Raw genomic sequence first — 24,832 nt, forward strand, 5'->3', positions numbered from 1 at the left:
CTTATAAGAGAGAAATTGAAGATGAAGATAAAGTTTGTTATTCCAAGAAATACAGATAAGCCATCTGGTGGAATGAAGGTAATGTATGATTATGCCAATGAGATGTCAAGGCATGGCCATGAGGTTGAAATTTTATTTGTTGGAGATTCAGACTATAAAATCAGACCAAAGAATAACCTTAAAATTTTAAAGCATTTTTATGATTATGCTAAAACCAAAGGGGATCAAAAAAAGATAAGTTGGTATCCTGTTGATGAAAAAATTAAGATATCAAGTTCCTTTCACTTTAAACCAAGGGAGCTCAAGGATTATGAGAGGGTTATCTGCTTCCGATTTGATATTGTTTTAAGCATTGCTGATAGGGTGGATAATTTAAAAAATTATTTCTATCTTATCCAACATGATGAAAAGGTCTACTATAAGGAAGAAATTATCAGGGAAGCCTGGAAGCTTCCAATGAAGAAGATTGTGGTAAGTTCATGGCTTAAAAGAGAGGTTGAAAAATATAGCTCAGAGGTTTATTTAGTTAAGAACTATACTGACGAATCAAAATTTTACTTAACCAAACCTATTGAAGATAGAAAACCAATCGTTTCAATGATTTACCATACCAATCCCTACAAGGGAACGGCTACAGGAATAGAGGCCCTAGAGTTAGCCTACAAACGCTATCCTAAGTTTGAAGCCCAGCTCTTTGGTGTTTTTGATCAGCCTGAAAATTTACCAGCTTTTATTAAATATTTAGGAAAAAGATCAGGTGATCAGCTGAGAGATGAGGTCTATAATGAGTCTTCTATCTACTTGTTCCCCTCTGTTCTTGAAGGATGGGGTCTTGTGGCTACGGAAGCTATGGCTTGTGGGGCTGCTCTTGTAACTACTAAAAATGGTGGTTCAGATGATTTTGCCCTTAATGAGCAAACGGCTCTTGTTAATGAGGTAGGGGATGCAGCAGGTATGGCTGAAAGTATCGTGAGGATTCTCAAAGACCAAGATTTGAGGCAGAAGCTTGCAAATAATGCCGTTGAAAGCATAAAAAACCTGACCCTGGCAAATAGTTACAATAATTTGATGAAAGTTTTAGAAGATTAGGAGTGGAGTAAGAGTGCCTTTAGAAAAACCAAAATATTTTGACGAATTATCTTTAGTTGTTTTGAATTATAATTCATTTGATGACACCATTAAATGTGTTGAGCAACTACTAAGTTTTTCTGAAAACTTTAATATTATTGTTGTTGATAATGCTTCACCCAATAATTCCCAGGAAATTTTAAGGAATAAATTTAAAGATGTTAAAAATGTTAGCCTGCTATTTGCTGATGAAAATAAGGGCTACAGTGCAGGTAATAATATCGGAATAAAATTTGCCTTGAAGGAATTTAATTCCAAATATGTTGGAATATTAAACCCGGACGTTATTATTCCAGATGCAAACCTTATCTATAAAACAATTGAAGCTTTAAATATTGATGATAAGTATGTGATAGCAGGGGCTTCGCCAATTAACAATTCCAAACATTTTAATGCCAGTGAGGCAGGTTGGAGAATTCCTACGGCTAAGGAGCTTGTCCTAAATCATTCGATTAGAATGCCTTACAGCAGGATTGCTCAGTCCTTTAATATTGTAGATGGAACAATAGCTGAGGTTGATTGTGTTGCAGGCTGCTATTTTATAGCTAAATCAGATTTCTTAAAGGAAATTGACTACTTGGATGAGGGAACCTTCCTATACAATGAGGAAAATATTCTGGGAATTAAAGCTAAAAGGTTGGGTTACAAGGAATTAATTCTATTAGATGAATTTTACCTACATAACCATAGGCACAGTTCCAAGGACCTAAAAGGTGATTTTAGGGCCTTAAAAATATCTTATGATTCTAGGGCTTATTTATGCCGTAATTACTATTCAAAATCATTAATTCTTCCCTTATATTTAGTAGATAAGAGTAATTATTTGGTTAAAATCGTGGGAAGATTAAAGAAGAGTATTAAAAAATAGAAGTTTAAGATGAGCAATTTAAGTTTTTATAAATAATTATTAAGGGGAATAAATGAAAAATGATCCAAAAATAGCTTCAATCATAGTAACTTTCAACAGGAAGGACCTACTTATTGAAGCAGTTGAAGCAATGAAAAATCAAACACTAAAGCCGTCAAATATCATTATTATCGATAATAATTCGACTGATGGAACCTTTGAAGAATTAGAAAAAAATAACCTACTTGGTGGAAATGTAATCTATAAAAAATTAGATGAAAACATCGGGGGAGCTGGTGGATTTAGCGCTGGAGTTAAGTATGCCCTTGATAATTTAGAATTTGACTGGCTATCACTATCAGATGATGATGCCATCTACGACTTAAATTATTTTGAAAATCTCTTCTCAAATGAGGACGAGTATAGTGAATACGGCGGTCTTTGTGGTAAGGTTCAATTCCCAGACGGGGAAGTTCAAATGGAGCAAAGAAGAAATGTCACTAATCCCAATATCCTTCTTTCTGAGCCAGTGGCCCCTGAAACCAAGGCAGATATTGATTTAGCAAGTTTCTGTGGTCTAGTTGTAAATAGGGATGTTGTTGAAAAGATTGGCTTACCAAGAGAAGACTTTTTCATTTGGATGGATGATACAGAATACAGCCTAAGAATTAGAAAAGAAGCAAAAATTTTGTATAATCCTTTAGCCTTTATTAACCATAAAACTGCTAAACCTGCACCTGCTTCTGCTGGACCAACTAAATTAAACTGGAAAAACTACTATGGTTATAGGAATAGTCTAGTAACAGGTTGGGCTCATGCAGAGAACAAGATGGTCTTTTCTTTAGTTAACCTAAAAAACTATTCAAAGATTATTTTTGGTAAATTAAGACGTGGTGATAAGGATTCAGCTAAGGTTGTATTTACTAGTACTGTTGATGCCATAAGAGGAAATATGGGAATAAGCGAGAAATATCGTCCTTAATTATTCCTAGGGAAATAAAAATAAATTTTGGAGATTGACTTGGAAAGATATAGTAGAAGAAGAAAAAAGAATAGTCTTTGGGTCTTTGTTGTTCCACTTTTAATAGTTTTATTGCTTGTTGGCGGTGGAGTTTATGCCTTAAGAGACCTTTTCCTACCTCAAAAGGAAGAGGCTACAACTAGCCTTAGTAGCAATCAACCTGCTAAAACTTCAGAAGAAAATGGGTATGTGCCTGAGGAGAAAACCCCAGCTGCTACAGGAAGTATGGAGTTAGCAGAAGATACTGGTGAAGCTGGTTGGGTAAAGGTTCCATCAAGCGAGAAACTAGATAAATTTACTGATTTGTCGGTAAATAATATTACAATCTACCGAATCAATAATCCTGAAGTGCTTAAGACTGTGACTAATTTAAGACTGTGACTAATTTAAGTGATCAAAGGATGTCGATGGATGAGGTTATGGCCAAGTATCCAAACTCATTGATTATGAATGCTTCAGGTTTTAATATGGAAACAGGGGTAATTGCAGGTTTCCAAATTAACAACGGGGAATTAATCAGGGACTGGAAATCAGGTGACAGCCTGCAATATGCCTTTGTAATTAATAAGGACGGATCATGTAAAATCTATGACTCAAGAACACCAGCAAGTGAAATTATTGCAAATGGTGGCCAGCAGTCCTATGATTTTGGATCAGCCATTATCCGCGACGGGGTGATTCAGCCAAGTGATGGATCTGTGGACTGGAAAATTCACATGTTTATTGCCAATGATAAAAAGAACAATTTATATGCTATCTTAAGTGATACTAATGCTGGATATTCAAATATCATGAATGCTGTATCTAATCTGGGGTTAGAAAATATGCTGCTTCTTGATGGAGGCGGATCAAGTCAGATATCAGTTAATGGACAGGTAATTGTTGCCAGTCAAGATAATAGAGCTGTTCCAGATTACATCGTTATGAGATAAGAAAAAGAACCCTAGGGTTCTTTTTTATTTCATTGATTGGACAAACATATTTTTAACTGAATCAAGTTCCTCTTGGGTTACAATTTTAGTATCATTTTCAGTTACTGTATGTAGATTTAATTTACTTGTATTAATTAGTCCCTTGTTGTAGTTAAGGGCAATTTCTTTGGCATCTTTTAAGCTAATATCTGATTTAGTAATGCTTGAAAGGGCATCTAAAATATTGCGGTAGTAGTTAATATTTTGTAATTTTTTACTGCTAGCAATTTTTTGAATGTTACCATATAGCTCCATTGAAACATTTTGAATTCTCTTAACTGATGAATCAAAGTCTGCATCATCAACCTGTGTTAGGTAAGCTTGAACTTGGTCTGCAGTCTGTAGGGTCACAGTACCTTGTTGGAATTTATAGCCGTTAGCATTGAAGGCCTTAGGATTTTCCATGGTAATTCCACCAGTTGCCTGAACAACAGTACCCATATTGTTTACATCAATTTGAACGACCTTGTTAATTGGAACTTTGATGAGATCAGAGACCATTTGAATGACTCCCTCATCGCCACCAGTATTATAAGCTTCGGTTATTGTCTTTTGGTTGGGCATAAGGGCAAAGACCGGAAAATTCATAAAGGTTGTTTGCTTGCTTTTGGCATTTGTTGAAGCCAAAACAGCAGCATAGGCAATATTGGTAGAATTATTTCGTCCACTTTCAATAATTAGGGTTGTAAAGGCCTCAGAATCCTTAAAGTTGATATCGGTTGTTTGAGGGAAAGTCTTATAAGAGTTTGCGAAAACAGCATCGACATTCCTATAGATGATAAAAGAAGCTGACCCAAGGAAGATAAGGATAATCAAAAGTAGGCTAAAGAATACTTTTAAACCAGTGTGTCTTTTAGGGTATCTTCTGCTGCGTCTTCTATCAGAGTAGTGATTTCGTTTGTTAAACATAATATCTCCATCTAAAAATTAAATTCTCTTAATTTTATCACAAATTAAATGAATATTATGTATATTTTTAAACTTTTTCTGTATTTATAAACAAAGGTTAATTAAAAGAAATATTATTGAATGCGTGTAGATAATGTTCTACAAGTGTTTTATTTTTTAAAATTTTAGTTTATAATGTGAACATTGGGATAATCTGGCCTATATTTTAATACTGAGGATGAAAAATGAATCAAGTGACTGAACTATTCTTATCTTATCTAGATTTAAAGCTGGATAAGTCATTGCATGAAATCGTTTATGATGCCTTTTATAAGATGATAATTACGGGGAAAATTCCAGCAGGAACTAGGATAAATGAAAAACAAATTTCCGTCCACTCTAATATATCACGAACTCCAATCAGACAGGCTTTAAAGCAGTTGGAGTCTGAGAAGTTAATAGCCTACGGGCTTGGGAACAAAAATGGAGCTGTCGTTCTTGGAATAACCAGAAAAGATGTTCATGAGATTTTCACAATTAGAAGATCATTTGAAACACTTGCAGCCATTGAGGCTAGTAAAAAAATGTCTGAAAAAGATTTTTCAGAACTTTATAGGCTTGTCCTTGAAGCTGAAGATCTATATGACCTAGACGATTTTGCAGGAATCAGAAGTAATTTTAGGGATTTTAATAATTTTATTTTTGAGAAGGCAAGAATTTTTAGGATTCAAAATATTCTTGAGACCTTAGAGGTCTACCAGTTGTATTTTTATGAAATTACAACCAAATGCAAGGAAAGAACTTTGGATGTTATCAGAAATCATCAAAAAATTTATGCTCTAATGCTTGATGGTGATGAAAAAGGACTTGAATCTTTGATTGATGACTATCTTAAACTGAGTTCAGATTTTATAGCAAGTGCTATAGATGACAAGGAAGTAAAGAGAATTTAAATTTATTAATTTAGCTATTATATAATTTTTAGAACATATAAAAACATTTACAAGCATGTTTATCATTTGACTGAAGTAGGGAGTTTTGATAGACTTATTTATAACAAGGGAGTAACTAACGTGCAGACGTGGTAATATCGACAATTCGAGTAATCCGGTATTACCTTAAAAAGTGAGACTTGTGGCTGAGCCACAGGTCTCTATTTTTTTACTTACCTGTGATACTTACCTGTGAAAGAAAGGAAAATTATGTCAGAGAAAAAGTTTTTTACACAAACAGGGGATGAAGTCCTAAAGGAGTTGGACTCATCAACTAAAGGTTTAAGCACGGAGGAGGTTAACCGCCGCCTTGAGCTTTACGGAAAAAATGAGCTTGATACCGGGAAAAAAGAATCTCTTTTAACAAAATTTTTAAATCAGTTTAAAGATTTGATGATAATCGTTTTGATTATTGCAGCCATCTTGTCAGTGGTAACAAGTGGTGGGGAGGATATTACTGATGCGATTATTATCATGGCTGTTGTAATCATCAATGCAGCCTTTGGTGTCTTCCAAGAAAACAAGGCTGAAGCTGCAATTGACGCCTTGAAATCAATGAGTACGCCTAATGCGCGTGTTCGTCGTAATGGTCATGTTGAAGACATTGAGTCAAACTTACTGGTTCCAGGGGATATTGTTCTTCTTGAAGCAGGGGATGTAGTTCCAGCTGATATTCGCTTGCTTGATACAGCCAGCATGAAGATTGAAGAAGCAGCACTAACTGGAGAGTCAGTACCAGTTGATAAGGATGAGGACATTCTTTTAGGTAATGATGCAGGAATTGGTGACCGTGTTAATATGGCCTACCAAAATGCTAATGTGACCTATGGTCGCGGGGTCGGTGTAGTTGTTGCAACTGGGATGTATACTGAGGTTGGACGTATTGCCAGCATGCTTGAAAATGCTGACGAAACTGAGACACCTCTTAAGGAAAATCTAAACCGCCTGTCTAAGGTTTTGACTTATGCTATTCTTGTGATTGCAGCTGTTACCTTCTGTGTGGGAGTCTTTATCCAAGGACATGCACCTCTTGATGAGCTTATGACGTCTGTTGCGCTTGCGGTTGCTGCAATTCCAGAAGGACTTCCAGCTATTGTAACTATTGTTTTAGCTCTTGGAACTCAGGTTCTTACTAAGAAGAATGCCATTGTTCGTAAACTTCCAGCAGTTGAAACTTTGGGTTCAACTGAGATTATTGCCAGTGATAAAACTGGTACCCTAACCCTTAATCAAATGACTGTTGAAAAAGTTTATACCAATGGACAGTTGAGAGATGCTGCAGATGAAATCACAGCCGATGATATGACCTTAAAGGTTATGAACTTTGCCAACGATACTAAAATTAGTCAAGACGGTAAGCTACTTGGGGATCCAACTGAAACAGCCCTTATCCAATATGGTTTGGATAATAACTATGACGTTCGAGAAATTTTAAAAGTCGAAAAACGTGTAGCAGAAATTCCTTTTGATAGTGATCGTAAACTAATGACAACCATTCATAAGGAAGCTGATGGTAAATATTTAGTAGCAGTTAAGGGAGCACCTGACCAACTTCTAAAACGTATTACTAGAAAGCTTGAAAACGGTCAAGTAACTACGTTAACAGATGCCGATAGGAAAAATATTTTAGATTTAAATACTAAACTTGCTAAACAGGCCCTTCGTGTCCTTATGATGGCTTATAAGGAAGTTGATCAAATTCCTGAACTTGAGTCAGATATAGTTGAAAAAGATCTAATCTTTGCTGGACTTGTAGGAATGATTGACCCAGAGCGTAAGGAAGCTGCAGAGGCGGTTAAGGTTGCTAAACAAGCTGGAATTCGTCCAATTATGATTACAGGTGACCACCAAGATACGGCAGAAGCTATTGCTAAACGTTTAGGAATTATTGATGCAGGGGACACAGAAGATCATGTGTTAACTGGAGCTGAACTAAATGATTTAAGTGATGAGGACTTCCAAAAGGTTGTTGGACAGTATTCTGTTTATGCTAGGGTATCGCCTGAACATAAGGTAAGAATTGTGAAAGCTTGGCAGAATGAAGGTAAGGTTGTAGCCATGACAGGGGACGGAGTAAATGATGCACCAGCCCTTAAGACTGCTGATATCGGTATTGGTATGGGAATTACAGGAACTGAGGTTTCTAAGGGAGCATCTGATATGGTCCTTGCCGATGATAACTTTGCGACAATTATTGTAGCTGTTGAAGAAGGACGTAAGGTCTTCTCTAATATTCAAAAGACTGTTCAGTACCTTCTTTCAGCCAATACAGCGGAAGTTTTAGCTATCTTTTTAGCTACTCTTCTAGGATGGGATGTTTTACAACCAGTTCACTTGCTCTGGATTAACTTAGTAACTGATACCTTCCCAGCCATTGCCTTAGGTGTTGAGCCAACTGAGCCTGGTATTATGAATCATAAACCAAGAGGGCGTAAATCAAGTCTCTTCTCTAATGGGGTGATGTCATCAATTATCTACCAAGGTCTTTTACAGGCTGCCCTAACTCTAGGTGTTTACTGGTTTGGAATCAGTCACCCAGTCCATGTAGGAGATGACGTAGCCATCCATGCTGATGCCTTAACTATGGCCTTTGCAACTCTTGGTCTTATCCAACTAGTACATGCCTTTAATGTTAAGTCAGTTTACCAATCAATCTTTACAGTTGGACCTTTCAAGTCAAAAACTTTCAACTGGTCAATTCTTGTATCATTCATCCTTCTAGCAGCAACAATTGTTATTCCAGGATTTAATGATATCTTCCACGTTAGCCACTTAGATGGTTACCAGTGGTTGGTTGTGGCTATTGGTAGCTTATCAATGGTTGTAATCGTTGAAATTGTTAAGTTTGTTCAAAGAGCCATGGGTCTTGACGATAAATAATACAAAAAACCTTCAATTACTGAAGGTTTTTTTGTATATAAGGTGACAAAAATATTTTACCTAAAATGTAAAAATATATTTACATTTATTGAAAAGTAACTTATACTAAAATAGTTATCCAAATAACAAAAGTTAAAGATAGAGATTAGATGCAAGTAATTTTATCCCTTGGGATTTGTAATCAAAAGCAACTTGAATATTTAATCTGTAAGGGGGGAATGATTATCGCTAATAAGAAGCGAAAGATACCGGTAATTATATGGGCAGGATTATTTCTTGTGCTAATAGCTGTATCAGTTATAATTTCGGTCAGTAATGGTCAAGCTGATATTTCATTTTGGGATGTTGGTCGTATTTTAGTCAATAAGATGAGCCAGGGGGCGATTGGTGATCTAACAGATTTACCGGCCTCATCTGTTAATATCATTTGGTTTATCAGGATGCCAAGGATTTTACTGGCGATTTTTGTAGGCTTGGGTCTAGCCCTCTGCGGGGCAGTTATGCAGGCCGTTGTTCAAAATCCCCTGGCTGATCCCTATATTTTAGGGATTTCATCTGGATCATCTCTGGGTGCGACTTTCGCTATTTTGATCGGTTTTGGCTCTGGATCGATTTTATCTCAATTTGGTCTTGGTTTTGGTGCCTTTGTTGGTGCTATGATTGCTACCTTGTCTGTTTTACTACTATCAAATATTGGTGGTAGGATGACTAGTGTCAAGCTTATCTTATCAGGATCAGTAATTAGTAGTCTTTTTGGTTCGATTTCAAATTTAATCGTTTACATGGCTGGTAATTCAGAGGGGATTAAGACCATTCAATTTTGGCTCATGGGAAGTCTTGCTTCAGCGACCTGGTCTAAGCTTGGTATGGTAATCATTCCTGTACTACTTGTTTTTACCTTCTTCCTCACTCAATCAAGAATATTAAATGTTATGCTCTTGGGTGATGAGGCAGCGATAACCCTGGGTGTGTCCCTTGGAAAATACCGTAGAATATACATGGTTTTAACCTCTCTTGTGACTGGGCTTATCGTTGCAAACTCAGGTATGATTGGCTTTGTTGGTTTGATTGTACCGCATATTGTCCGCGGCCTATTTGGAAGTGACCACAAGATAATATTATCAATGACAGCTGTTTGCGGAGCGCTCTTTATGGTTTGGGCTGATTTAATCTCTCGAATCCTAATTAAAGGAGTTGAACTTCCGATAGGAATTATTACAGCGATGATTGGTGCACCATTATTTATCTATATTATCGTTAAAAAAGGTTACAGTTTTGGGGGGTAAAAAATGAAATTATCTATTCAAAAACTTGATGTAGAAATTGGACAGGAATCAATTGTCCGTAATGTTTCTCTAGAAGTACCGGATAAGAAAACAGTTGGTCTCATCGGGGCTAATGGATCTGGTAAATCAACATTATTAAGAAGCATTTACAGAAGTATTGCCCCCAAGCAAGGAGCCATTTATATTGACGACATTGATGTTTTAAATTCCCCTAATAAAGAGGTAGCCAAACATCTAGGTGTAGTCGGGCAGTTTAATGAATTAAATTTTGATTTGACTGTTGAACAGATGGTTTTACTGGGCCGAACACCTCATAAAAAAATGATGGAAGCAGATAATATCTATGACCATCAGAGGGTTCAAGAAGCACTTTTAAGAACTAATCTGATGAATTATAAGGACAGGAGTTATCTGTCGCTATCTGGTGGGGAGAAGCAAAGGGTAATTCTTGCAAGAACAATAGCTCAGGAGCCCCAGGTGATGATTTTAGATGAACCTACTAATCATTTGGATATTAGGTACCAGCTAGAGATCTTAACAGCGGTAAAAAATCTTGATATTACGACCTTTGTCGCCCTTCATGACCTGGAACTTACGGCTTCTTATTGCGATTACATATATGCCATGAAAAAGGGTGAGGTTATTGCCCAAGGTAGGCCTGAGGAAGTCTTAACAGAGGAATTAATTGCTGAGATATATCAGGTTAAGTGCCAAATATATGAGAATCCAATCACCCATAAATTAGGTTTTCATTATTCAATATAAATAATGAAAATCGAAAAATAAAAAGAAAAGTATATCTACTATGTACATGTAGATGAAAGATATAGGAAAAGAATATGAAAAAATTATTAGCAGCAGCAGTTTTAGGATTGTCAGTTTTGACTTTAACAGCATGTGGACAGAAAAGTTCAGAAAGCTCAACATCACAGTCTAGTGATTCAGATAAAACAACTTATCCCTTAACTATTAAAAACTATAGCAAGAAGGTAGGGAGTGATTCATCAGATCCAAGCTGGCCTGAAAGTACTCAAACTTTCACCCATGCCCCTACAAAAGTAGTAGCAAATACTCGTCCAATGGCTGAACTTTTACTCCACCTAGGTCTTGAGAAATCAATCGCAGGTGTGGGTGCCGTTTTCGGTGAAAAAGATGAGAGTGTTGAAGCTTCGTTTGATAAGCTTAAAAATCTTGGAAACAGCTATATTTCTCAAGAAACAGCCCTATCAGTTGATCCAGATTTTGTTTTTGGTCGCGGAGGATTATTTGAAAAATCTGAGTGGGGAGTAGGGACAGTTGAGTCATTAAATGAAATGAAGATTCCTACCTACATCATGGAAACATCTATTAAGGGTGGAACATTTGATTCAATCTATAACGATATCGACAATCTTGGTAAAATTTTTGATGTAGAATCTGCAGCAGATAAATTCAAAAAAGAAATTCAAGACCGTGAAGATGCTCTAAAAGAGACTGTTAAAGATGTTAAAGAAACACAAACTTTTGCTTACATCCACTCTAATGATCCATCAGAAATCAACGGATACTCATTAAGTGGCGATACTTTTGCCAGCAGCCTATTTGACATGCTTAAGCTAAAAGAGGCTTATGATGTGCCAACAGGTACTGTAAGTATCGAGAAAATTATTGAAGCTAATCCAGATATTATCATTATTCCTAAGTGGGATGATACAGATAATGCTGAAAAAATGGTCGCAGGTCTTTACACTAGTGACAAGGTATCAAGCCTAAAAGCTATCAAGAATAAAAAAGTTTATATTCTAAACTACAACTACCTATTTGGTTACAGCTACCAATCTCTTGCAGGTTTTGAAGAGTTTGCTAAAGTTTTATACCCTGAACTAGCTAAATAATCAAACAAGTAGGTGGAAAATAAGATGACAGAAGTAGATTATGATGTTGTAATTGTTGGTGGGGGACCATCAGGACTTTATAGTAGTTTTGCCTGTGGTATGCGCAATATAAAGGTTAAAATGCTTGAAGCAAGGGCTTGCCTTGGAGGTCGAATCTCAGTTTACCAGGATAAACTTGTTTGGGACTTAGGTGGATCACAGGGGAAATTAGCTGGCGATATTGCTAGTAATTTAATGGCAGCAGCTGAGCAGTTTTCACCAGATATTAGCTACAACCAACAGATAAAGAAGATTAGAAAAGAAGCAGATGGATTTATCCTAAGCAGTCAGGACGACCGGACCTATAAGGCAAAGACAGTTATTTTGGCCTCGTCTTTAGGAATTATCCAGGCTAAAAAATTAGCAGTTTCAACTGATTATAAAAATCTTCATTATCCTGTAGAAGAGGTGATTGATTTTAGAGCTTATAAGGATAAGATGGTTCTTTTATACGGGGAGCCTGATTACCTAGCCAGTTATGCAGTCCTCCTTCAGCAAATCGCTCAATCAGTAATTTTAGTTACAAAAAAAGAGGATTTTCCACAAGATCAAGACCTTGCTGATAATGTTACTATTGTAAAGAATGCTGATATAGCAGATTTTTCAGCTGAGGGAGATTTGATTAAGTCAGCTACCCTGTCTAATGGACAAGAATTTCCAGTCTCTGCCGTTCTAGCTAATCTAGGAATGAAGCGCCAGGTAAATACAATTGAATTTGAGAATTTTGATTTAGAAACTATTGAACATCATGGTCATGATTTTATAAAAAATCAAGCAGACACAAGTACAAGTGTTGAAGGTCTATTTATCGTAGGAGATTTAGGTAATTACCCTGACAAAAACTACATGCTGGCCTCTTGTATGCTGGAAGCTACAAATGCTGCATCTAAGGTAGCTCGCTATCTGGATCATACGGCTAAACCACAAATTACAGTTTCAACTCATAATGATGTCTTTAAGACTGAAAATCAAAAGTTGATTTCTAAATATTTTTCTTAAAAAGAAGGTACCCTAGGGTGCCTTTTTGCTTTTCCAGGAAGTCCGTCTATTTTAGGGTGGGGAAAAAGACAGGGAAATTTTATAGATTATTTTTACTTTAAATATATAAAATCAGAATGCTTTTACATTTCCTTAAAATTTTGTTATACTTGTACCCGAGAGCCTTTTTTAGGTCTAAGTAAATTATAAGGAAGAAATAAATTGACAAAATTACGTGAAGATATCCGCAACGTTGCGATTATTGCCCACGTCGACCACGGGAAAACTACTCTGGTTGATGAGCTTTTAAAACAATCTGACACACTTGATGACCACTTTACCCTTCAAGAACGTGCCATGGACTCAAACGCCATTGAAAAAGAACGTGGGATTACAATCCTTGCTAAAAATACAGCCGTTTCTTACAACGGAACTCGTATCAACATCCTTGATACACCAGGACACGCGGACTTCGGTGGAGAAGTTGAGCGTATCATGAAAATGGTTGACGGTGTAGTTCTTGTAGTCGATGCCTACGAAGGAACAATGCCTCAAACACGTTTCGTACTTAAAAAGGCCCTAGATCAAAAATTAACTCCAATCGTTGTAGTTAACAAGATCGACAAGCCATCAGCACGTCCTGCTGAAGTAGTTGATGAAGTTCTTGAACTTTTCATCGAACTTGGTGCAGACGACGACCAACTTGATTTCCCTGTTATCTATGCTGCAGCTCTTAACGGAACTTCAAGCCTTTCTGACAACGTAGCTGACCAGGAAGAAACTATGGCTCCAATCTTCGATACAATCGTTGAGCACATTCCAGCTCCAGTTGATAACTCTGATGAGCCTCTTCAATTCCAAGTATCTCTACTTGACTACAACGACTACGTAGGTCGTATCGGGATTGGACGTGTCTTCCGTGGAACTATCAAGGTTGGTGACAATGTAACCCTTTCTAAACTTGACGGTACTACTCAAAACTTCCGTGTTACTAAACTATTTGGTTTCTTCGGTCTTGAGCGCCGTGAAATCCAAGAAGCTAAAGCCGGTGACCTTATTGCTGTTTCAGGTATGGCTGACATCTTCGTTGGGGAAACTGTAACTCCAACTGACGCTGTTGAAGCACTTCCAGTTCTTCACATCGACGAGCCAACTCTTCAAATGACCTTCCTAGTTAACAATTCACCATTTGCTGGACGCGAAGGTAAATTCGTAACTTCTCGTAAGGTTGAAGAACGTCTTGAAGCAGAGCTTCAAACAGACGTATCACTTCGCGTTGATCCAACTGACTCACCTGACCGTTGGACTGTATCAGGACGGGGTGAACTTCACCTTTCAATCCTTATTGAAAACATGCGTCGTGAAGGATACGAACTACAAGTATCTCGTCCAGAGGTTATCGTAAAAGAAATCGACGGAATCAAGTGCGAACCATTTGAACGTGTTCAAATCGATACTCCTGAAGAATACCAAGGAAGCATCATCCAAAGCCTTTCTGAACGTAAGGGTGAAATGCTTGACATGCAAAACGTTGGTAACGGACAAGTCCGTCTGATCTTCCTAGTTCCAGCTCGTGGACTTATCGGATACTCAACAGACTTCCTATCAATGACTCGTGGATACGGAATCATGAACCACACATTCGACCAATACATGCCACTTATCCAAGGTGAAATTGGTGGACGTAACCGTGGAGCTCTTGTTTCTATCGACACTGGTAAGGCTACAACTTACTCAATCATGTCAGTTGAAGAACGTGGAACAATCTTTGTTAACCCAGGAACTGAAGTTTACGAAGGAATGATCATCGGTGAAAACAGCCGTGACAACGACCTTACAGTAAATATCACTAAGGCTAAACAAATGACAAACGTTCGTTCTGCTAACAAGGACCAAACTTCAGTTATCAAAACTCCAAGAATTCTTACTCTTGAAGAATCACTAGAATTCCTTAACGACGACGAATACATGGAAGTTACGCCTGAATCAATCCGCCTTCGTAAGCAAATCCTTAACAAGGCTGAGCGTGAGAAAGCTAATAAAAAGAAAAAAAGCTAATAGCTTATGATTAGATAAGTGCAGTTGCACTTGAAAAAGCCTGAAATTTTCAGGCTTTTTTGGTAAAATAAAATTATGAAATTAAATGAAGAAGCAATGCTGGCCTTTGCAGAAGGTCTAGCTCATAAATTACAAGCTGGCGATATCATTGTTTTAACAGGTGATTTGGGTGCCGGCAAAACAACATTCACTAAGGGCCTCGGCCGGGGACTTGGTATCAAACAGATGATAAAAAGTCCAACTTATACAATTGTCCGTGAGTATGAGGGAAGACTTCCTCTTTATCATATGGATGTTTATAGGATTGGTGACGATCCAGATTCAATTGACCTTGACTCCTACCTATTTGGAGATGGTGTAAGTATTATTGAGTGGGGTAATCTACTTGAAGAAGATCTGCCAGATGAATATCTAGAAATTGTTTTTGAAAGATTAGATGATTCAAGAAATCTTAAACTTGTGAGCCATGGTAAAAACTATGAGCGATTTCTAGTAGATGAAGCAGACAGTGCAGATAGTTAGGTAATTACTTAACTTTTATATTACAAATACTTAAATCGTATTGATTAAGCCTTTAAAGAATGAGATAATCAGCGATATAAGAAAAATAGGGAGATTCAAAGTGAAATATGGAAGGAAGATAGCAGCTGCAATTTTTGCTGGCCTGGCTGTCACTTTAATAGCCGCAGGTGTATATGCCTACACGGTAGTACACAAGGCTGAGGACATTATGTCTTCAACTTATGATGACTTGGGACTTGATAGTGATGGGATCCAATTTGATGCCTCAAAACCTTTTAGCATTCTTTTAATGGGTATTGATACTGGTGGTGAGGGTCGTGAGGATCCTTGGGATGGTCGAAGTGATTCAATGATGGTTGCAACCATTAATCCTAAAACTAAGGAGACAACTCTAATCAGCCTTGAAAGAGATATGCTGATTGATCTTGTTGACACAAATGGAGATTCAACCAATGAACTTCATAAGCTAAATGATGCTTATGCCATTGACGGAGCTAAGATGAGTATCGTTAATGTTCAAAAGCTTTTAGACATTGACATCGATTCTTATGCCTTAATTAATATGGAGGGTCTTTCGACCTTGGTTGATGCCGTAGGTGGAATTACTGTTAACAATACTCTTGGGGAAACTATCTCAATTGAAGAGACAGAGCCTGATTATAAGGCGACAGTTGAACCAGGTATTCAGCATATAAATGGTGATCAGGCCTTAGTTTATGCAAGGATGCGCCACCAGGATCCAGAAGGTGATATTGGACGTCAAACCAGACAGAGGGAAGTTATCAGTCAGGTTATTAAAAAGCTTCTAAGTATGGATAGTATTTCTAACTACCAGAAGATTCTTAAGGCCTTAAGTGGTAATATCAAAACAAATATTAAGATTGATGCAGGATCAGTTTCTCATCTGTTGAAGTATAAGGATTCGCTTGAAAATATTAATACCATCAAACTTCAAGGTGTTGGTGAGATGATTAATGATATTTCTTATCAGGTGATGCCAGCAGATAACCTGCTTAGTGCCCAAAATGCGGTTAAACGTACTCTTGACGAGGAAACAGCAAGTAAACTTGATTCAGGTATAGTGACCTTTGAATCTTACTATGGAACTTATCCTAGTCTTTATGAACGTCCACTGCTTACCATTGGTCAAAAGGGTAAGACCCCAGTTTCTTACTACCTGAATTTAGATGGGACTGAATCAAGTGAAACAGTAGCAAGCTCTACTTCTGAGGAATATGAAAGCTCAAGCTCAAATTGATTCCTTTAAATCTTAAAAATCAATTGACAAGTTGTGAAAATTTGTTAAAATATAATTAGCGTTTACATGAACTAGAACTTATTTTAATAATAGACATGTGACTTGTTTCAATAGCTCAGCTGGATAGAGCATTCGCCTTCTAAGCGAACGGTCGGGGGTTCGAATCCCTCTTGAAACGCTTTTTATATTAGAACCTATCCTAGGATAGGTTCTTTTTTGCTATATAAGACCTGTTTTGCTATCCTTTTCTAAAGGAGATTATTTATGAAATTAATGACAGAACGCCTGCTTCTTAGACCCTGGTCCCTTGAGGATGCAGAAGGTCTATATAAGTATGCACAGAGTCCAGAGATTGGTCCCAGGGCCGGGTGGCCAAGGCATGAAAGTCTTGCTGATAGTAAATGGTGCTTGGAAAATATCCTAATGACTGATTTAAGTTACGCCTTAACCTTGAAAGAAGATCCGTCTCAGGTCATAGGTGCTATTGCTCTTAAGGTCAATGAGGACTTGGGTGCAGACGATTTAGAACTCGGTTACTGGCTGGGTAGGCCCTTTTGGGGGCAGGGTTTGATACCTGAGGCAGTTGAGGAGCTGAATAGATATGCTTTTACTAATAATCTGGCCCAGACCATATGGTGTCAAACCTATGCCCATAATTTAAATTCAAGAAGGGTTCAGGAAAAAACGGGATTTGTTTATGAAAAAACGGTTAAGGATATTTTTTCTCAGTTTTTAAATGAAAGTGTGGATTTAGATTTTAGCCGTCTGGATAAAACTTCCTGGCTTAAAAATTTAAATCAAATAAAAAGTTAATGGATAATCCATTAACTTTTTATATTTCCATGGCCATGTTTATGTGATCAATACCAGCTTCATCGAAAATTTGACCAAATTCTTCAAAACCAAAGGTTTGATAGAAGCCTTTAGCTGTTAGCTGGGCATGAAGGTTTATTTTTTTAAATTTTTCAGCCTTAGAAAAGGCAAGAAGATCTTCAACTAATGTTTTAGCAAAACCTTGCCCTCTAAATTCCTTTAAAACAGCCATTCTTTGAAGGACAAATTCTTTCTCGTTTTTTGGAAGGAGTCTGGCTGTAGCTACAGCCTCTTGGTCATCATTATATAAAACGAAGTGAATGCAAAGAGGCTCTTCCTCGTCTACTTCCATTGAATAAGGCACGCCTTGTTCTTCAACGAAAACTTTATTACGAATCCTTAAGGCATCTAAATATGTTTCTGAAAGAGTATCTCTTGTTTGTCTAATTTCCATATATAATCCTTCTAAAAATTTATTAAATAAATTATAATATAAAGAAGCTTTGTCAGCAAATATATGGAGGAGATTTATGTTTAAAAATAGTAAGTTATTTTTTTGGACGATAGAAATTTTGGCTTTAGCCTTACTTACTCTTGTTCTCACCCAGATGGATTTCCTTTTCCATCCCCTAGTTAGCCTTTTTGGAACAGTCTTTATTCCTTTTTTAATTGCAGGGTTTTTATACTATGCCTTTAATCCTTTGATTGAATTTTTAGAATCAAGGTTTAAAATAAAACGTTCCCTAGGAATTATGATTGTTTTTCTTCTTTTAATAGGAATAATTGTCTTTATGGTGGTAAGTTTTGTACCAACCATTATCAATCAACTTGGAGGTCTTGTAAATTCAACGGCTAATGCCATTCCAGACATCCAAAAATGGATTGAGGATTTAACATTAAGGGATGAATTTAAAAATATTGATTTAAATGGTGCCTTTGACAAATTAAACCTTTCTTATTCTGAGATTTTAAAAAATGTTTTAAATGGGATTAGCTTTAGCCTTGGGGGAATGTTTTCAACAGTTACAAGGATTGGCATGATTTTAATTCTAGCTCCGATTCTTTTATACTACATGCTTAAGGATGGCAAGAAATTATTACCGGTTGTCAAAAAAACTGTTCTTAAAAATGATAAATACCAGATAACTTCTTTACTGGAGACTCTGAATAATACCATGTCCCGGTATATACTGGGGTCAGCTATTGATTGTTCAATTATTTTTGTGGCTGTCTTTGCAGGTTATTTGGTCATGGGAATTCCTTATGCCTTCTTACTGGCGACTTTCTCAGCGGTAATGAATTTAATTCCTTATTTGGGACCATATCTTGGTCTCACCCCTATGATTTTAGTGGTTGCAGTTGATGACTGGAAGAAGGCTCTTATTGCGGCAATTTATGTAATGGTTGTCCAGCAAATTGATGGAAACTTTATCTATCCTAAGGTGGTAGGAAATGCCATGAAGATTCATCCGGTTACCATAATGCTTTTGATGCTAGTGGTTGGTAATTTGTATGGTTTACTAGGTATGATTATTGCTGTGCCTGCTTATTCATTGATTAAGGATATAGTTAAATTTATTTTTACCAGCTATGAGAATAGAAAAATAGATAAGCAGAATATCCCTAAATAAATAAAATATGGTATAATCATACTACCTTTAAAAAAATTTAAAAAAATATAGGAGAAATAGAAGAAATATGAACGCAGATCCCGAGGGTCAGTCACTTATAATTCAGTTAGTTTTGTTGATTGTCCTAACAATCTTAAATGCTTTTTTTGCAGCCAGTGAAATGGCTTTAGTTAGTGTAAACCGCTCAAGAGTTGAACAAAGAGCAGCAGAAGGTGATAAAAAGTATAAAAATCTTTTAAGTATCATCAATTTTCCGAGTAACTTCTTATCTACAATTCAGGTAGGTATAACTTTGATTAATATCTTAACAGGGGCCAGTCTGGCTGATGGTTTGGCAACAAAACTTGCGCCTTACTTGGGAAATATCTCTGGGGCAAAGGCTATTGCTCAGATTATTACCCTAGCTCTTTTGACTTATTTTTCAATTGTTTTTGGAGAGCTTTATCCTAAAAGGGTAGGACAAAACCTCAAGGAAAATTTAGCCATCAAGGTGGTAAGGCCAATTCAGATGCTTGGCGTCTTAATGAAGCCTTTTGTTTGGTTACTAGCTAGCTCAACAACCCTTCTTGGTAAGATTACACCAATGAAGTTTGATGATGCAGACGACAACATGACTCGTGATGAGATTGAATATCTCCTGAATACAAGTGCCATTGCCCTTAATTCGGATGAACGTGAAATGTTAGCAGGTATATTCTCCCTTGATGAGCTTATGGCGCGTGAGGTGATGGTGCCAAGAACAGAGGCCTCAATGATTGACATTGAAGACTCTCCAGCTGAGAATATCCAGTATATTATTGATTCGGTCTACTCACGTTTTCCAGTCTATAATGACGATAAGGATAAAATTGTTGGAATCCTTCATACCAAAACACTTTTAAAGGAAGCTTATAAAAAAGGGTTTGACAAGGTTGATATTTCAAGTATCATGCAGGAGCCATTATTTGTTCCAGAAACCATCTATGTTGATGACCTAATGAGAGAACTTAAAAGGACGCAAAATCAGATGGCCATCTTACTAAATGAATATGGTGGAGTTGAAGGGCTCGTTACCTTAGAAGATCTTCTTGAGGAGATTGTTGGTGAAATCGAAGATGAAAATGATACTTTAGAGACTCCCGAGGTTGAAAAGGTATCTGAAAACATTTATAAGGTTAAGGGAAGAATGCCCCTAGGTGATTTCAACGAGGAATTCCAAGTTGAACTTGAAAATAACGATGTCGATACCATTGCTGGGTTCTTTATTACAGAAATTGGAACCATTCCTGGTCAGGATGAGCATGTAAATCTAGATTTACTTTCAAGAGATAGATCATTTACCCTAACAAATCTTGAAATGGATGGCCCACGTGTTGATATCTTACAACTAGAGTTCCATGAACCTGAAGAAAATGAAGATAAAAAAGAAGAGGAATAACCTCTTTTTTTTCACAATTAAATTCTATGTTTGTAAATGTGTTTAAAATCAGGTATTCTTAAGGCATAAATAATTATGATGGAGACGTATTTAAATGAAGGATAGGGACTTATTAGAGGTCAAGGGGCTTGTTCATTCGACTGAAAGTTTTGGAAGTGTCGATGGACCTGGTGTGCGGTTTATTATCTTTATGCAGGGCTGCAAAATGCGCTGCAAGTATTGTCATAATCCTGACACCTTGGCCATGCAAAATACCAAGGCCCGTGAGAGGACAGTGGCAGATGTCTTAGAAGAAGCTTTGAAATTTAAGTCCTTTTGGGGTCGCCGCGGTGGAATTACTGTAAGTGGCGGAGAAGCTATGCTTCAGGCTGAATTTGTAACAGCTCTTTTTACCGAGGCTAAAAAATTAGGCATTCATACTACCCTTGATACCTCAGCCCAACCCTTTTCGAGAAAGCCTGAATTTTTGCAGATTCTTGATGGTCTTTTAGATGTAACTGATTTGGTCCTCCTTGATTTAAAGGAAATAAATCCTGAGCGCCATAAAATTTTAACTGGTCATAAAAACGATAATATTTTAGATTTTGCAAGATATCTTTCTGATTACGGGGTTCCTGCTTGGATTCGTCATGTACTGGTACCGGGGGAATCAGACTTTGACGAAGATTTGGTTGAACTTGGAAAATTTGTTGAAACTTTAGACAATGTTGATAAGTTTGAAATTTTGCCTTATCACACTATGGGAGAGATTAAGTGGCAGGAGCTTGGTTGGGAATATCCTTTGGCAGGTGTAAAACCACCAACAGCCGACCGAGTGAAACATGCTAAGGATATAATGAGGACTGAATCTTATACAGATTATTTGGCCCGTGTTCAAAGTAAATAATCATCTTAATGAAATATTTATCCCCTAGAAAAAGCCATCTTAATCTGATAAAATAAGATGAATAAATGAATGGAGAGTAGATAAAATGTCTAAAGTTTTCGTTTTCGGACACCTTAACCCAGATACTGATGCTATTGCATCAAGTGTTGCCTATGCAAATCTAGTAAGAGAGACTGAAGGTCTTGAAGCTGAGGCTGTAGCTCTTGGTACTCCTAATGAAGAAACTGTTTTTGTACTTGACTACTTCAAAATGGATGCACCGCGCGTTGTTGAATCAGCTAAATCAGAAGATGTAAGTAAAGTTATGCTTACTGACCATAATGAAGCACAACAATCAATTTCTGATATTAAAGATCTTGAAGTTCTTGCTGTAGTTGACCACCACCGTGTAGCAAACTTTGAAACTGCAAACCCACTATTCATGCGTCTCGAACCAGTTGGATCTGCATCAAGCATCGTTTACCGCATGTACAAAGAACGTGGCCTTGAAGTTGGCCCTGAAATCGCAGGACTTCTTCTATCAGGTCTAGTTTCAGATACCCTACTTCTTAAATCACCAACAACAACAGATTCAGACCGCGCAATTGCTCCTGAACTTGCTGAACTTGCTGGTGTTAACCTTGAAGAGTACGGTCTAGCTATGCTTAAGGCTGGAACAAACCTTGCAAGCAAGTCTGCTGACGTCCTAATCGACATCGATGCAAAAACTTTCGAGTTAAACGGAAACGCTGTTCGTGTAGCACAGGTCAACACTGTTGATATCGACGAAGTTCTTGAACGCCAAGGAGAAATCGAAGAAGCTATGAAGGCTGCTATGGAGCAAAATGGTTACTCTGACTTTGTTCTTATGATTACTGACATCGTAAACAGCAACTCAGAAATCATGCACCTAGGAGCAAACACTGATAAGGTTGAAGCAGCATTTAACTTCAAACTTAACAACAACCACGCCTTTCTTGAAGGGGCAGTATCACGTAAGAAACAGGTTGTACCTCAACTTACTGAAGCCTTTGAAAAATAAATGGCAATCAAAATATATAATGAAAATCGGCTGACCAAACAGCCGTTTTTTCAAAGTTTAATCGATTATTTAAACGAAAATCCTGATGTAAGCCTTCGCGACATCAAGCGAGATTTTGCAGATGTTGAAAAACTTGACCGGAAAATTGAAGAATATGTTAAGGCGGGTTTCATCAGCCGACGCGACAGACGCTACTACAATAATTTCCAGCTTTTTGGTGATGGGGATTTTGACCTGTCTGACAGAATAGTTGACGCTCCTGCTATCTTGGTCTATAATCAGCCCTTCTTTGTTGTCCGCGGCTCTAAGCTCCAAGAACTTTTGGAAAATAGTCGAATCAACCAAATGCTTGAAAATACTACAAATGATCTCAAGTTCTTTTTTACGAGTGATTATGCAAGAACTGAAAATAATTTGGCCAACTATTTTTATAAGGTTGAAAAAAATATTCCTTTAACAGAGCTTGAAGATCAAATCTACAAGTTAATTGGGGATGTCAATCGTGATTACGCCCTTAAATATATGACAGCCTTTCTTTTAAAATATGCCAAGCGGGATCTTGTTCCTCAAAAGCGCATGGATATCTTTATTAAGACCCTGGAGGTTTACGGGTATATTAGAGAACTAGAAGAAAAACGTTACGCTTTGGGAGACCTTGAATTGGTTGAAGCTTATGAATTTCCAGTAATCGAATTTGATAATCCACGTGACTTTATTATTTCACAACTTAAACAGCAGACAAAAACTCAAGGAAGACTATCCCTTCCCTGAGTTTTTTCTCTCTATGTTTATGGCCAATAATTTACAGGTATTTTTCGGCTACTGCCCTGTCACCTGCGTATTCAGCATGCTTCCCACCGATAATCTGGTAGGCATCGGCTCCTTTTCCAGCGATGATGACAGCATCCCCTGGCCCTTTGGTTCTTGCTAGGGCTGTTTGAATGGCCTCCTCCCGGTCGATTATGGTCTCAAAAGAACGGGTCATGAAGCTTCCGATTTCAGCACAGATGTCCGAAGGATCCTCAAAGTTTGGATCATCTGAGGTTAGAATAACTTGGATGTTCGTGTACTTATTTAAGACATCTGCGAAATCCTTCCTTCTGCTTTCTCCCTTGTTACCGGGTGCTCCTAGAAGAAGTTGAACCTTGCCGTCCTGGGCAGTTTCTACAACCTCTAGGAGATTATTTAAGCTTACCCCGTTGTGGGCATAGTCCACATAGACATGGGCCCCGTTAGCTTGTTTAAGAATCTCCATTCGGCCAGGAACTGTTGTTTTAGCGATTCCTTTTTTAATGGCAGAGATGTCGGCCCCCAATTCCTTGGCTGCAAGAGCTGCTGCTAGGGCATTTTCTTGATTGAAGTGGCCAATCAGCTTGATATCAAAGTTTTCATTGAAGACTCCAGTCGTTTTGAAGCTAAAGGCCTCAGAATCATGAATGAGGTTGTCTGATTTACTACCATAAAAGGCATGAGGAATGTCAGCACACTGGTCCCTGACAAGGTCAAAATGGTCCATATCTGAATTAACTACCATGAAACGGCTATTTTTAATCAGCATTCGTTTACAGTAGAAGTAGTCCTCATAAGTCGGATGTTCAATTGGTCCCACGTGGTCTGGTGAAATATTTAAAAAGATACCTACATCGTATTTAAGACCATAGACCCTTGAAATTTTATTGGCCTGGCTACTAACTTCCATGACTAAATGGGTCATGTGGTTATCACGGGCACAAGCCATCATTCTGAAGAGATCAAGACTTTCAGGGGTTGAAAGGGCAGACTTGAAGTAGTTGATTCCATCAAGAGTTGTCTCCATGGTAGAAAGGAGGGCTGTTTTATGACCATTTGTAGCATCAAGAATGTTTTTGGCAAAGTAAGCAGCAGTTGTTTTGCCCTTGGTTCCAGTAAAGGCCATAATCTTTAAGTCCCTTTGAGGATATCCGTAAAAGGCCTGACAAAGAAGGCTCATGGCCTTTCTAATATCTGATACCATAAGAACTGGGATTCCAACCTCATAGTCTCTTTCAGATACATAAAATTTAAGTCCAGCTTCAACTGCACCTAAGAGAAATTCCCTTTTGAAATTTAATCCCTTGGCAAAAAAAAGCGTCTTGCTGTCAACATCCCTTGAATCATAAGAAACCTTGGTAAAACTTAGTTCATGTGGGTATTTGTAGTAGTAATTATCACCATCTATAATCTCACGGAAATTATCATCTTCCTTGAGAATTTTTATCATTTCATCTATATTAATCATGGATTCAGTATAAAACAAATTTCTGGAAAATTCTATTTTTCTTGTAAATCTTTTAATTTTCGCTA

The 24,832-nt window shown here is 37.4% G+C and carries 23 protein-coding genes and 1 tRNA gene; 21 read left to right on the plus strand and 3 right to left on the minus strand.

Features of this window, described 5'->3' with window-relative positions:
- Nucleotides 1-21 precede the first annotated feature (21 nt).
- The 5 genes from OZX60_01010 to OZX60_01030 are packed head-to-tail and all read left to right on the plus strand — an operon-like array spanning nucleotide 22 to nucleotide 3,928.
- Nucleotides 22-1,089: a glycosyltransferase family 4 protein gene (locus OZX60_01010; GenBank protein WEV45359.1), complete on the plus strand. Its 1,068-nt coding sequence runs from the start codon at nucleotides 22-24 to the stop codon at nucleotides 1,087-1,089.
- Between the two features lie 13 nt (nucleotides 1,090-1,102).
- Nucleotides 1,103-1,996, plus strand: a complete 894-nt coding sequence (locus OZX60_01015; GenBank protein WEV45360.1) for a glycosyltransferase family 2 protein — start codon at nucleotides 1,103-1,105, stop codon at nucleotides 1,994-1,996.
- A 52-nt stretch (nucleotides 1,997-2,048) separates the two neighbouring features.
- Nucleotides 2,049-2,957, plus strand: a complete 909-nt coding sequence (locus OZX60_01020) for a glycosyltransferase family 2 protein (protein ID WEV45361.1) — start codon at nucleotides 2,049-2,051, stop codon at nucleotides 2,955-2,957.
- A 39-nt stretch (nucleotides 2,958-2,996) separates the two neighbouring features.
- Complete coding sequence (locus tag OZX60_01025) at nucleotides 2,997-3,377, plus strand: hypothetical protein (GenBank protein ID WEV45362.1); 381 nt, start codon at nucleotides 2,997-2,999, stop codon at nucleotides 3,375-3,377.
- A 26-nt stretch (nucleotides 3,378-3,403) separates the two neighbouring features.
- Nucleotides 3,404-3,928: a phosphodiester glycosidase family protein gene (locus OZX60_01030; GenBank protein ID WEV45363.1), complete on the plus strand. Its 525-nt coding sequence runs from the start codon at nucleotides 3,404-3,406 to the stop codon at nucleotides 3,926-3,928.
- Nucleotides 3,929-3,952: 24 nt separating this feature from the next.
- On the opposite strand, the gene OZX60_01035 is transcribed toward OZX60_01030, so the two are convergent.
- A complete protein-coding gene (locus tag OZX60_01035) occupies nucleotides 3,953-4,876 on the minus strand; it encodes an LCP family protein (GenBank protein ID WEV45364.1) in 924 nt (307 codons plus the stop codon).
- A 224-nt stretch (nucleotides 4,877-5,100) separates the two neighbouring features.
- On the opposite strand from OZX60_01035, the gene OZX60_01040 reads away from it, so the two are divergent.
- From OZX60_01040 to OZX60_01090, 11 genes are all read left to right on the plus strand, one after another.
- The gene (locus tag OZX60_01040) at nucleotides 5,101-5,808 is read left to right on the plus strand and encodes a GntR family transcriptional regulator (protein ID WEV45365.1); all 708 of its coding nucleotides are present in this window, start codon (nucleotides 5,101-5,103) and stop codon (nucleotides 5,806-5,808) included.
- Between the two features lie 249 nt (nucleotides 5,809-6,057).
- The gene (locus OZX60_01045) at nucleotides 6,058-8,727 is read left to right on the plus strand and encodes a cation-translocating P-type ATPase (GenBank protein ID WEV45366.1); all 2,670 of its coding nucleotides are present in this window, start codon (nucleotides 6,058-6,060) and stop codon (nucleotides 8,725-8,727) included.
- Nucleotides 8,728-8,945: 218 nt separating this feature from the next.
- Nucleotides 8,946-10,013, plus strand: a complete 1,068-nt coding sequence (locus OZX60_01050) for an iron ABC transporter permease (protein WEV45851.1) — start codon at nucleotides 8,946-8,948, stop codon at nucleotides 10,011-10,013.
- A gap of 3 nt (nucleotides 10,014-10,016) precedes the next feature.
- Complete coding sequence (locus OZX60_01055; protein ID WEV45367.1) at nucleotides 10,017-10,778, plus strand: ABC transporter ATP-binding protein; 762 nt, start codon at nucleotides 10,017-10,019, stop codon at nucleotides 10,776-10,778.
- A gap of 74 nt (nucleotides 10,779-10,852) precedes the next feature.
- Nucleotides 10,853-11,887 (plus strand): ABC transporter substrate-binding protein, encoded by a 1,035-nt coding sequence (locus tag OZX60_01060; protein WEV45368.1) that lies wholly within the window; start codon nucleotides 10,853-10,855, stop codon nucleotides 11,885-11,887.
- A gap of 24 nt (nucleotides 11,888-11,911) precedes the next feature.
- A complete protein-coding gene (locus tag OZX60_01065; GenBank protein WEV45369.1) occupies nucleotides 11,912-12,925 on the plus strand; it encodes an NAD(P)/FAD-dependent oxidoreductase in 1,014 nt (337 codons plus the stop codon).
- A gap of 201 nt (nucleotides 12,926-13,126) precedes the next feature.
- The gene (typA, locus tag OZX60_01070) at nucleotides 13,127-14,962 is read left to right on the plus strand and encodes a translational GTPase TypA (protein ID WEV45370.1); all 1,836 of its coding nucleotides are present in this window, start codon (nucleotides 13,127-13,129) and stop codon (nucleotides 14,960-14,962) included.
- Between the two features lie 75 nt (nucleotides 14,963-15,037).
- Nucleotides 15,038-15,484 (plus strand): tRNA (adenosine(37)-N6)-threonylcarbamoyltransferase complex ATPase subunit type 1 TsaE, encoded by a 447-nt coding sequence (gene tsaE / locus OZX60_01075; GenBank protein ID WEV45371.1) that lies wholly within the window; start codon nucleotides 15,038-15,040, stop codon nucleotides 15,482-15,484.
- Between the two features lie 100 nt (nucleotides 15,485-15,584).
- A complete protein-coding gene (locus OZX60_01080; GenBank protein WEV45372.1) occupies nucleotides 15,585-16,742 on the plus strand; it encodes an LCP family protein in 1,158 nt (385 codons plus the stop codon).
- 104 nt (nucleotides 16,743-16,846) lie between these two features.
- A tRNA-Arg gene (locus OZX60_01085) sits at nucleotides 16,847-16,920 on the plus strand.
- A gap of 86 nt (nucleotides 16,921-17,006) precedes the next feature.
- Nucleotides 17,007-17,555 carry a GNAT family N-acetyltransferase gene (locus tag OZX60_01090; protein ID WEV45373.1) on the plus strand — a complete coding sequence of 183 codons (549 nt, stop codon included), beginning with the start codon at nucleotides 17,007-17,009 and terminating at the stop codon, nucleotides 17,553-17,555.
- A gap of 19 nt (nucleotides 17,556-17,574) precedes the next feature.
- On the opposite strand, the gene OZX60_01095 is transcribed toward OZX60_01090, so the two are convergent.
- Nucleotides 17,575-18,009 carry a GNAT family N-acetyltransferase gene (locus OZX60_01095; protein WEV45374.1) on the minus strand — a complete coding sequence of 145 codons (435 nt, stop codon included), beginning with the start codon at nucleotides 18,007-18,009 and terminating at the stop codon, nucleotides 17,575-17,577.
- A gap of 76 nt (nucleotides 18,010-18,085) precedes the next feature.
- On the opposite strand from OZX60_01095, the gene OZX60_01100 reads away from it, so the two are divergent.
- The 5 genes from OZX60_01100 (at nucleotide 18,086) to OZX60_01120 (ending at nucleotide 23,281) form a co-directional block, all read left to right on the plus strand.
- Entirely contained in the window at nucleotides 18,086-19,186 is a 1,101-nt protein-coding gene (locus tag OZX60_01100; GenBank protein ID WEV45375.1) for an AI-2E family transporter, read from the plus strand.
- A 67-nt stretch (nucleotides 19,187-19,253) separates the two neighbouring features.
- Nucleotides 19,254-20,603 (plus strand): hemolysin family protein, encoded by a 1,350-nt coding sequence (locus tag OZX60_01105; protein WEV45376.1) that lies wholly within the window; start codon nucleotides 19,254-19,256, stop codon nucleotides 20,601-20,603.
- Nucleotides 20,604-20,697: 94 nt separating this feature from the next.
- Nucleotides 20,698-21,489, plus strand: coding sequence for a pyruvate formate-lyase-activating protein (gene pflA / locus OZX60_01110; GenBank protein WEV45377.1), 792 nt, complete (start codon nucleotides 20,698-20,700; stop codon nucleotides 21,487-21,489).
- Nucleotides 21,490-21,574: 85 nt separating this feature from the next.
- Complete coding sequence (locus tag OZX60_01115; GenBank protein WEV45378.1) at nucleotides 21,575-22,510, plus strand: manganese-dependent inorganic pyrophosphatase; 936 nt, start codon at nucleotides 21,575-21,577, stop codon at nucleotides 22,508-22,510.
- Nucleotides 22,511-23,281 (plus strand): DUF1803 domain-containing protein, encoded by a 771-nt coding sequence (locus tag OZX60_01120; GenBank protein WEV45379.1) that lies wholly within the window; start codon nucleotides 22,511-22,513, stop codon nucleotides 23,279-23,281.
- 31 nt (nucleotides 23,282-23,312) lie between these two features.
- On the opposite strand, the gene OZX60_01125 is transcribed toward OZX60_01120, so the two are convergent.
- Nucleotides 23,313-24,767 (minus strand): UDP-N-acetylmuramoyl-L-alanyl-D-glutamate--L-lysine ligase, encoded by a 1,455-nt coding sequence (locus OZX60_01125; protein ID WEV45380.1) that lies wholly within the window; start codon nucleotides 24,765-24,767, stop codon nucleotides 23,313-23,315.
- Nucleotides 24,768-24,832 lie beyond the last annotated feature (65 nt).

Source organism: Streptococcaceae bacterium ESL0687, assembly GCA_029392475.1.
Taxonomy (GTDB): Bacteria; Bacillota; Bacilli; order Lactobacillales; family Streptococcaceae; genus Floricoccus.

Coding starts and splice junctions, on each gene's coding strand:
- OZX60_01060 (WEV45368.1), top strand. CDS start 10,853: ATGAAAAAATTATTAGCAGCAGCAGTTTTAGGATTGTCAGTTTTGACT.
- OZX60_01105 (WEV45376.1), top strand. CDS start 19,254: ATGAACGCAGATCCCGAGGGTCAGTCACTTATAATTCAGTTAGTTTTG.
- OZX60_01030 (WEV45363.1), top strand. CDS start 3,404: ATGGATGAGGTTATGGCCAAGTATCCAAACTCATTGATTATGAATGCT.
- OZX60_01045 (WEV45366.1), top strand. CDS start 6,058: ATGTCAGAGAAAAAGTTTTTTACACAAACAGGGGATGAAGTCCTAAAG.
- OZX60_01010 (WEV45359.1), top strand. CDS start 22: ATGAAGATAAAGTTTGTTATTCCAAGAAATACAGATAAGCCATCTGGT.
- OZX60_01115 (WEV45378.1), top strand. CDS start 21,575: ATGTCTAAAGTTTTCGTTTTCGGACACCTTAACCCAGATACTGATGCT.
- OZX60_01035 (WEV45364.1), bottom strand. CDS start 4,876: ATGTTTAACAAACGAAATCACTACTCTGATAGAAGACGCAGCAGAAGA.
- OZX60_01095 (WEV45374.1), bottom strand. CDS start 18,009: ATGGAAATTAGACAAACAAGAGATACTCTTTCAGAAACATATTTAGAT.
- OZX60_01020 (WEV45361.1), top strand. CDS start 2,049: ATGAAAAATGATCCAAAAATAGCTTCAATCATAGTAACTTTCAACAGG.
- pflA (WEV45377.1), top strand. CDS start 20,698: ATGAAGGATAGGGACTTATTAGAGGTCAAGGGGCTTGTTCATTCGACT.
- OZX60_01040 (WEV45365.1), top strand. CDS start 5,101: ATGAATCAAGTGACTGAACTATTCTTATCTTATCTAGATTTAAAGCTG.
- OZX60_01120 (WEV45379.1), top strand. CDS start 22,511: ATGGCAATCAAAATATATAATGAAAATCGGCTGACCAAACAGCCGTTT.
- tsaE (WEV45371.1), top strand. CDS start 15,038: ATGAAATTAAATGAAGAAGCAATGCTGGCCTTTGCAGAAGGTCTAGCT.
- OZX60_01055 (WEV45367.1), top strand. CDS start 10,017: ATGAAATTATCTATTCAAAAACTTGATGTAGAAATTGGACAGGAATCA.
- OZX60_01100 (WEV45375.1), top strand. CDS start 18,086: ATGTTTAAAAATAGTAAGTTATTTTTTTGGACGATAGAAATTTTGGCT.
- OZX60_01050 (WEV45851.1), top strand. CDS start 8,946: ATGATTATCGCTAATAAGAAGCGAAAGATACCGGTAATTATATGGGCA.
- OZX60_01090 (WEV45373.1), top strand. CDS start 17,007: ATGAAATTAATGACAGAACGCCTGCTTCTTAGACCCTGGTCCCTTGAG.
- OZX60_01065 (WEV45369.1), top strand. CDS start 11,912: ATGACAGAAGTAGATTATGATGTTGTAATTGTTGGTGGGGGACCATCA.
- OZX60_01125 (WEV45380.1), bottom strand. CDS start 24,767: ATGATTAATATAGATGAAATGATAAAAATTCTCAAGGAAGATGATAAT.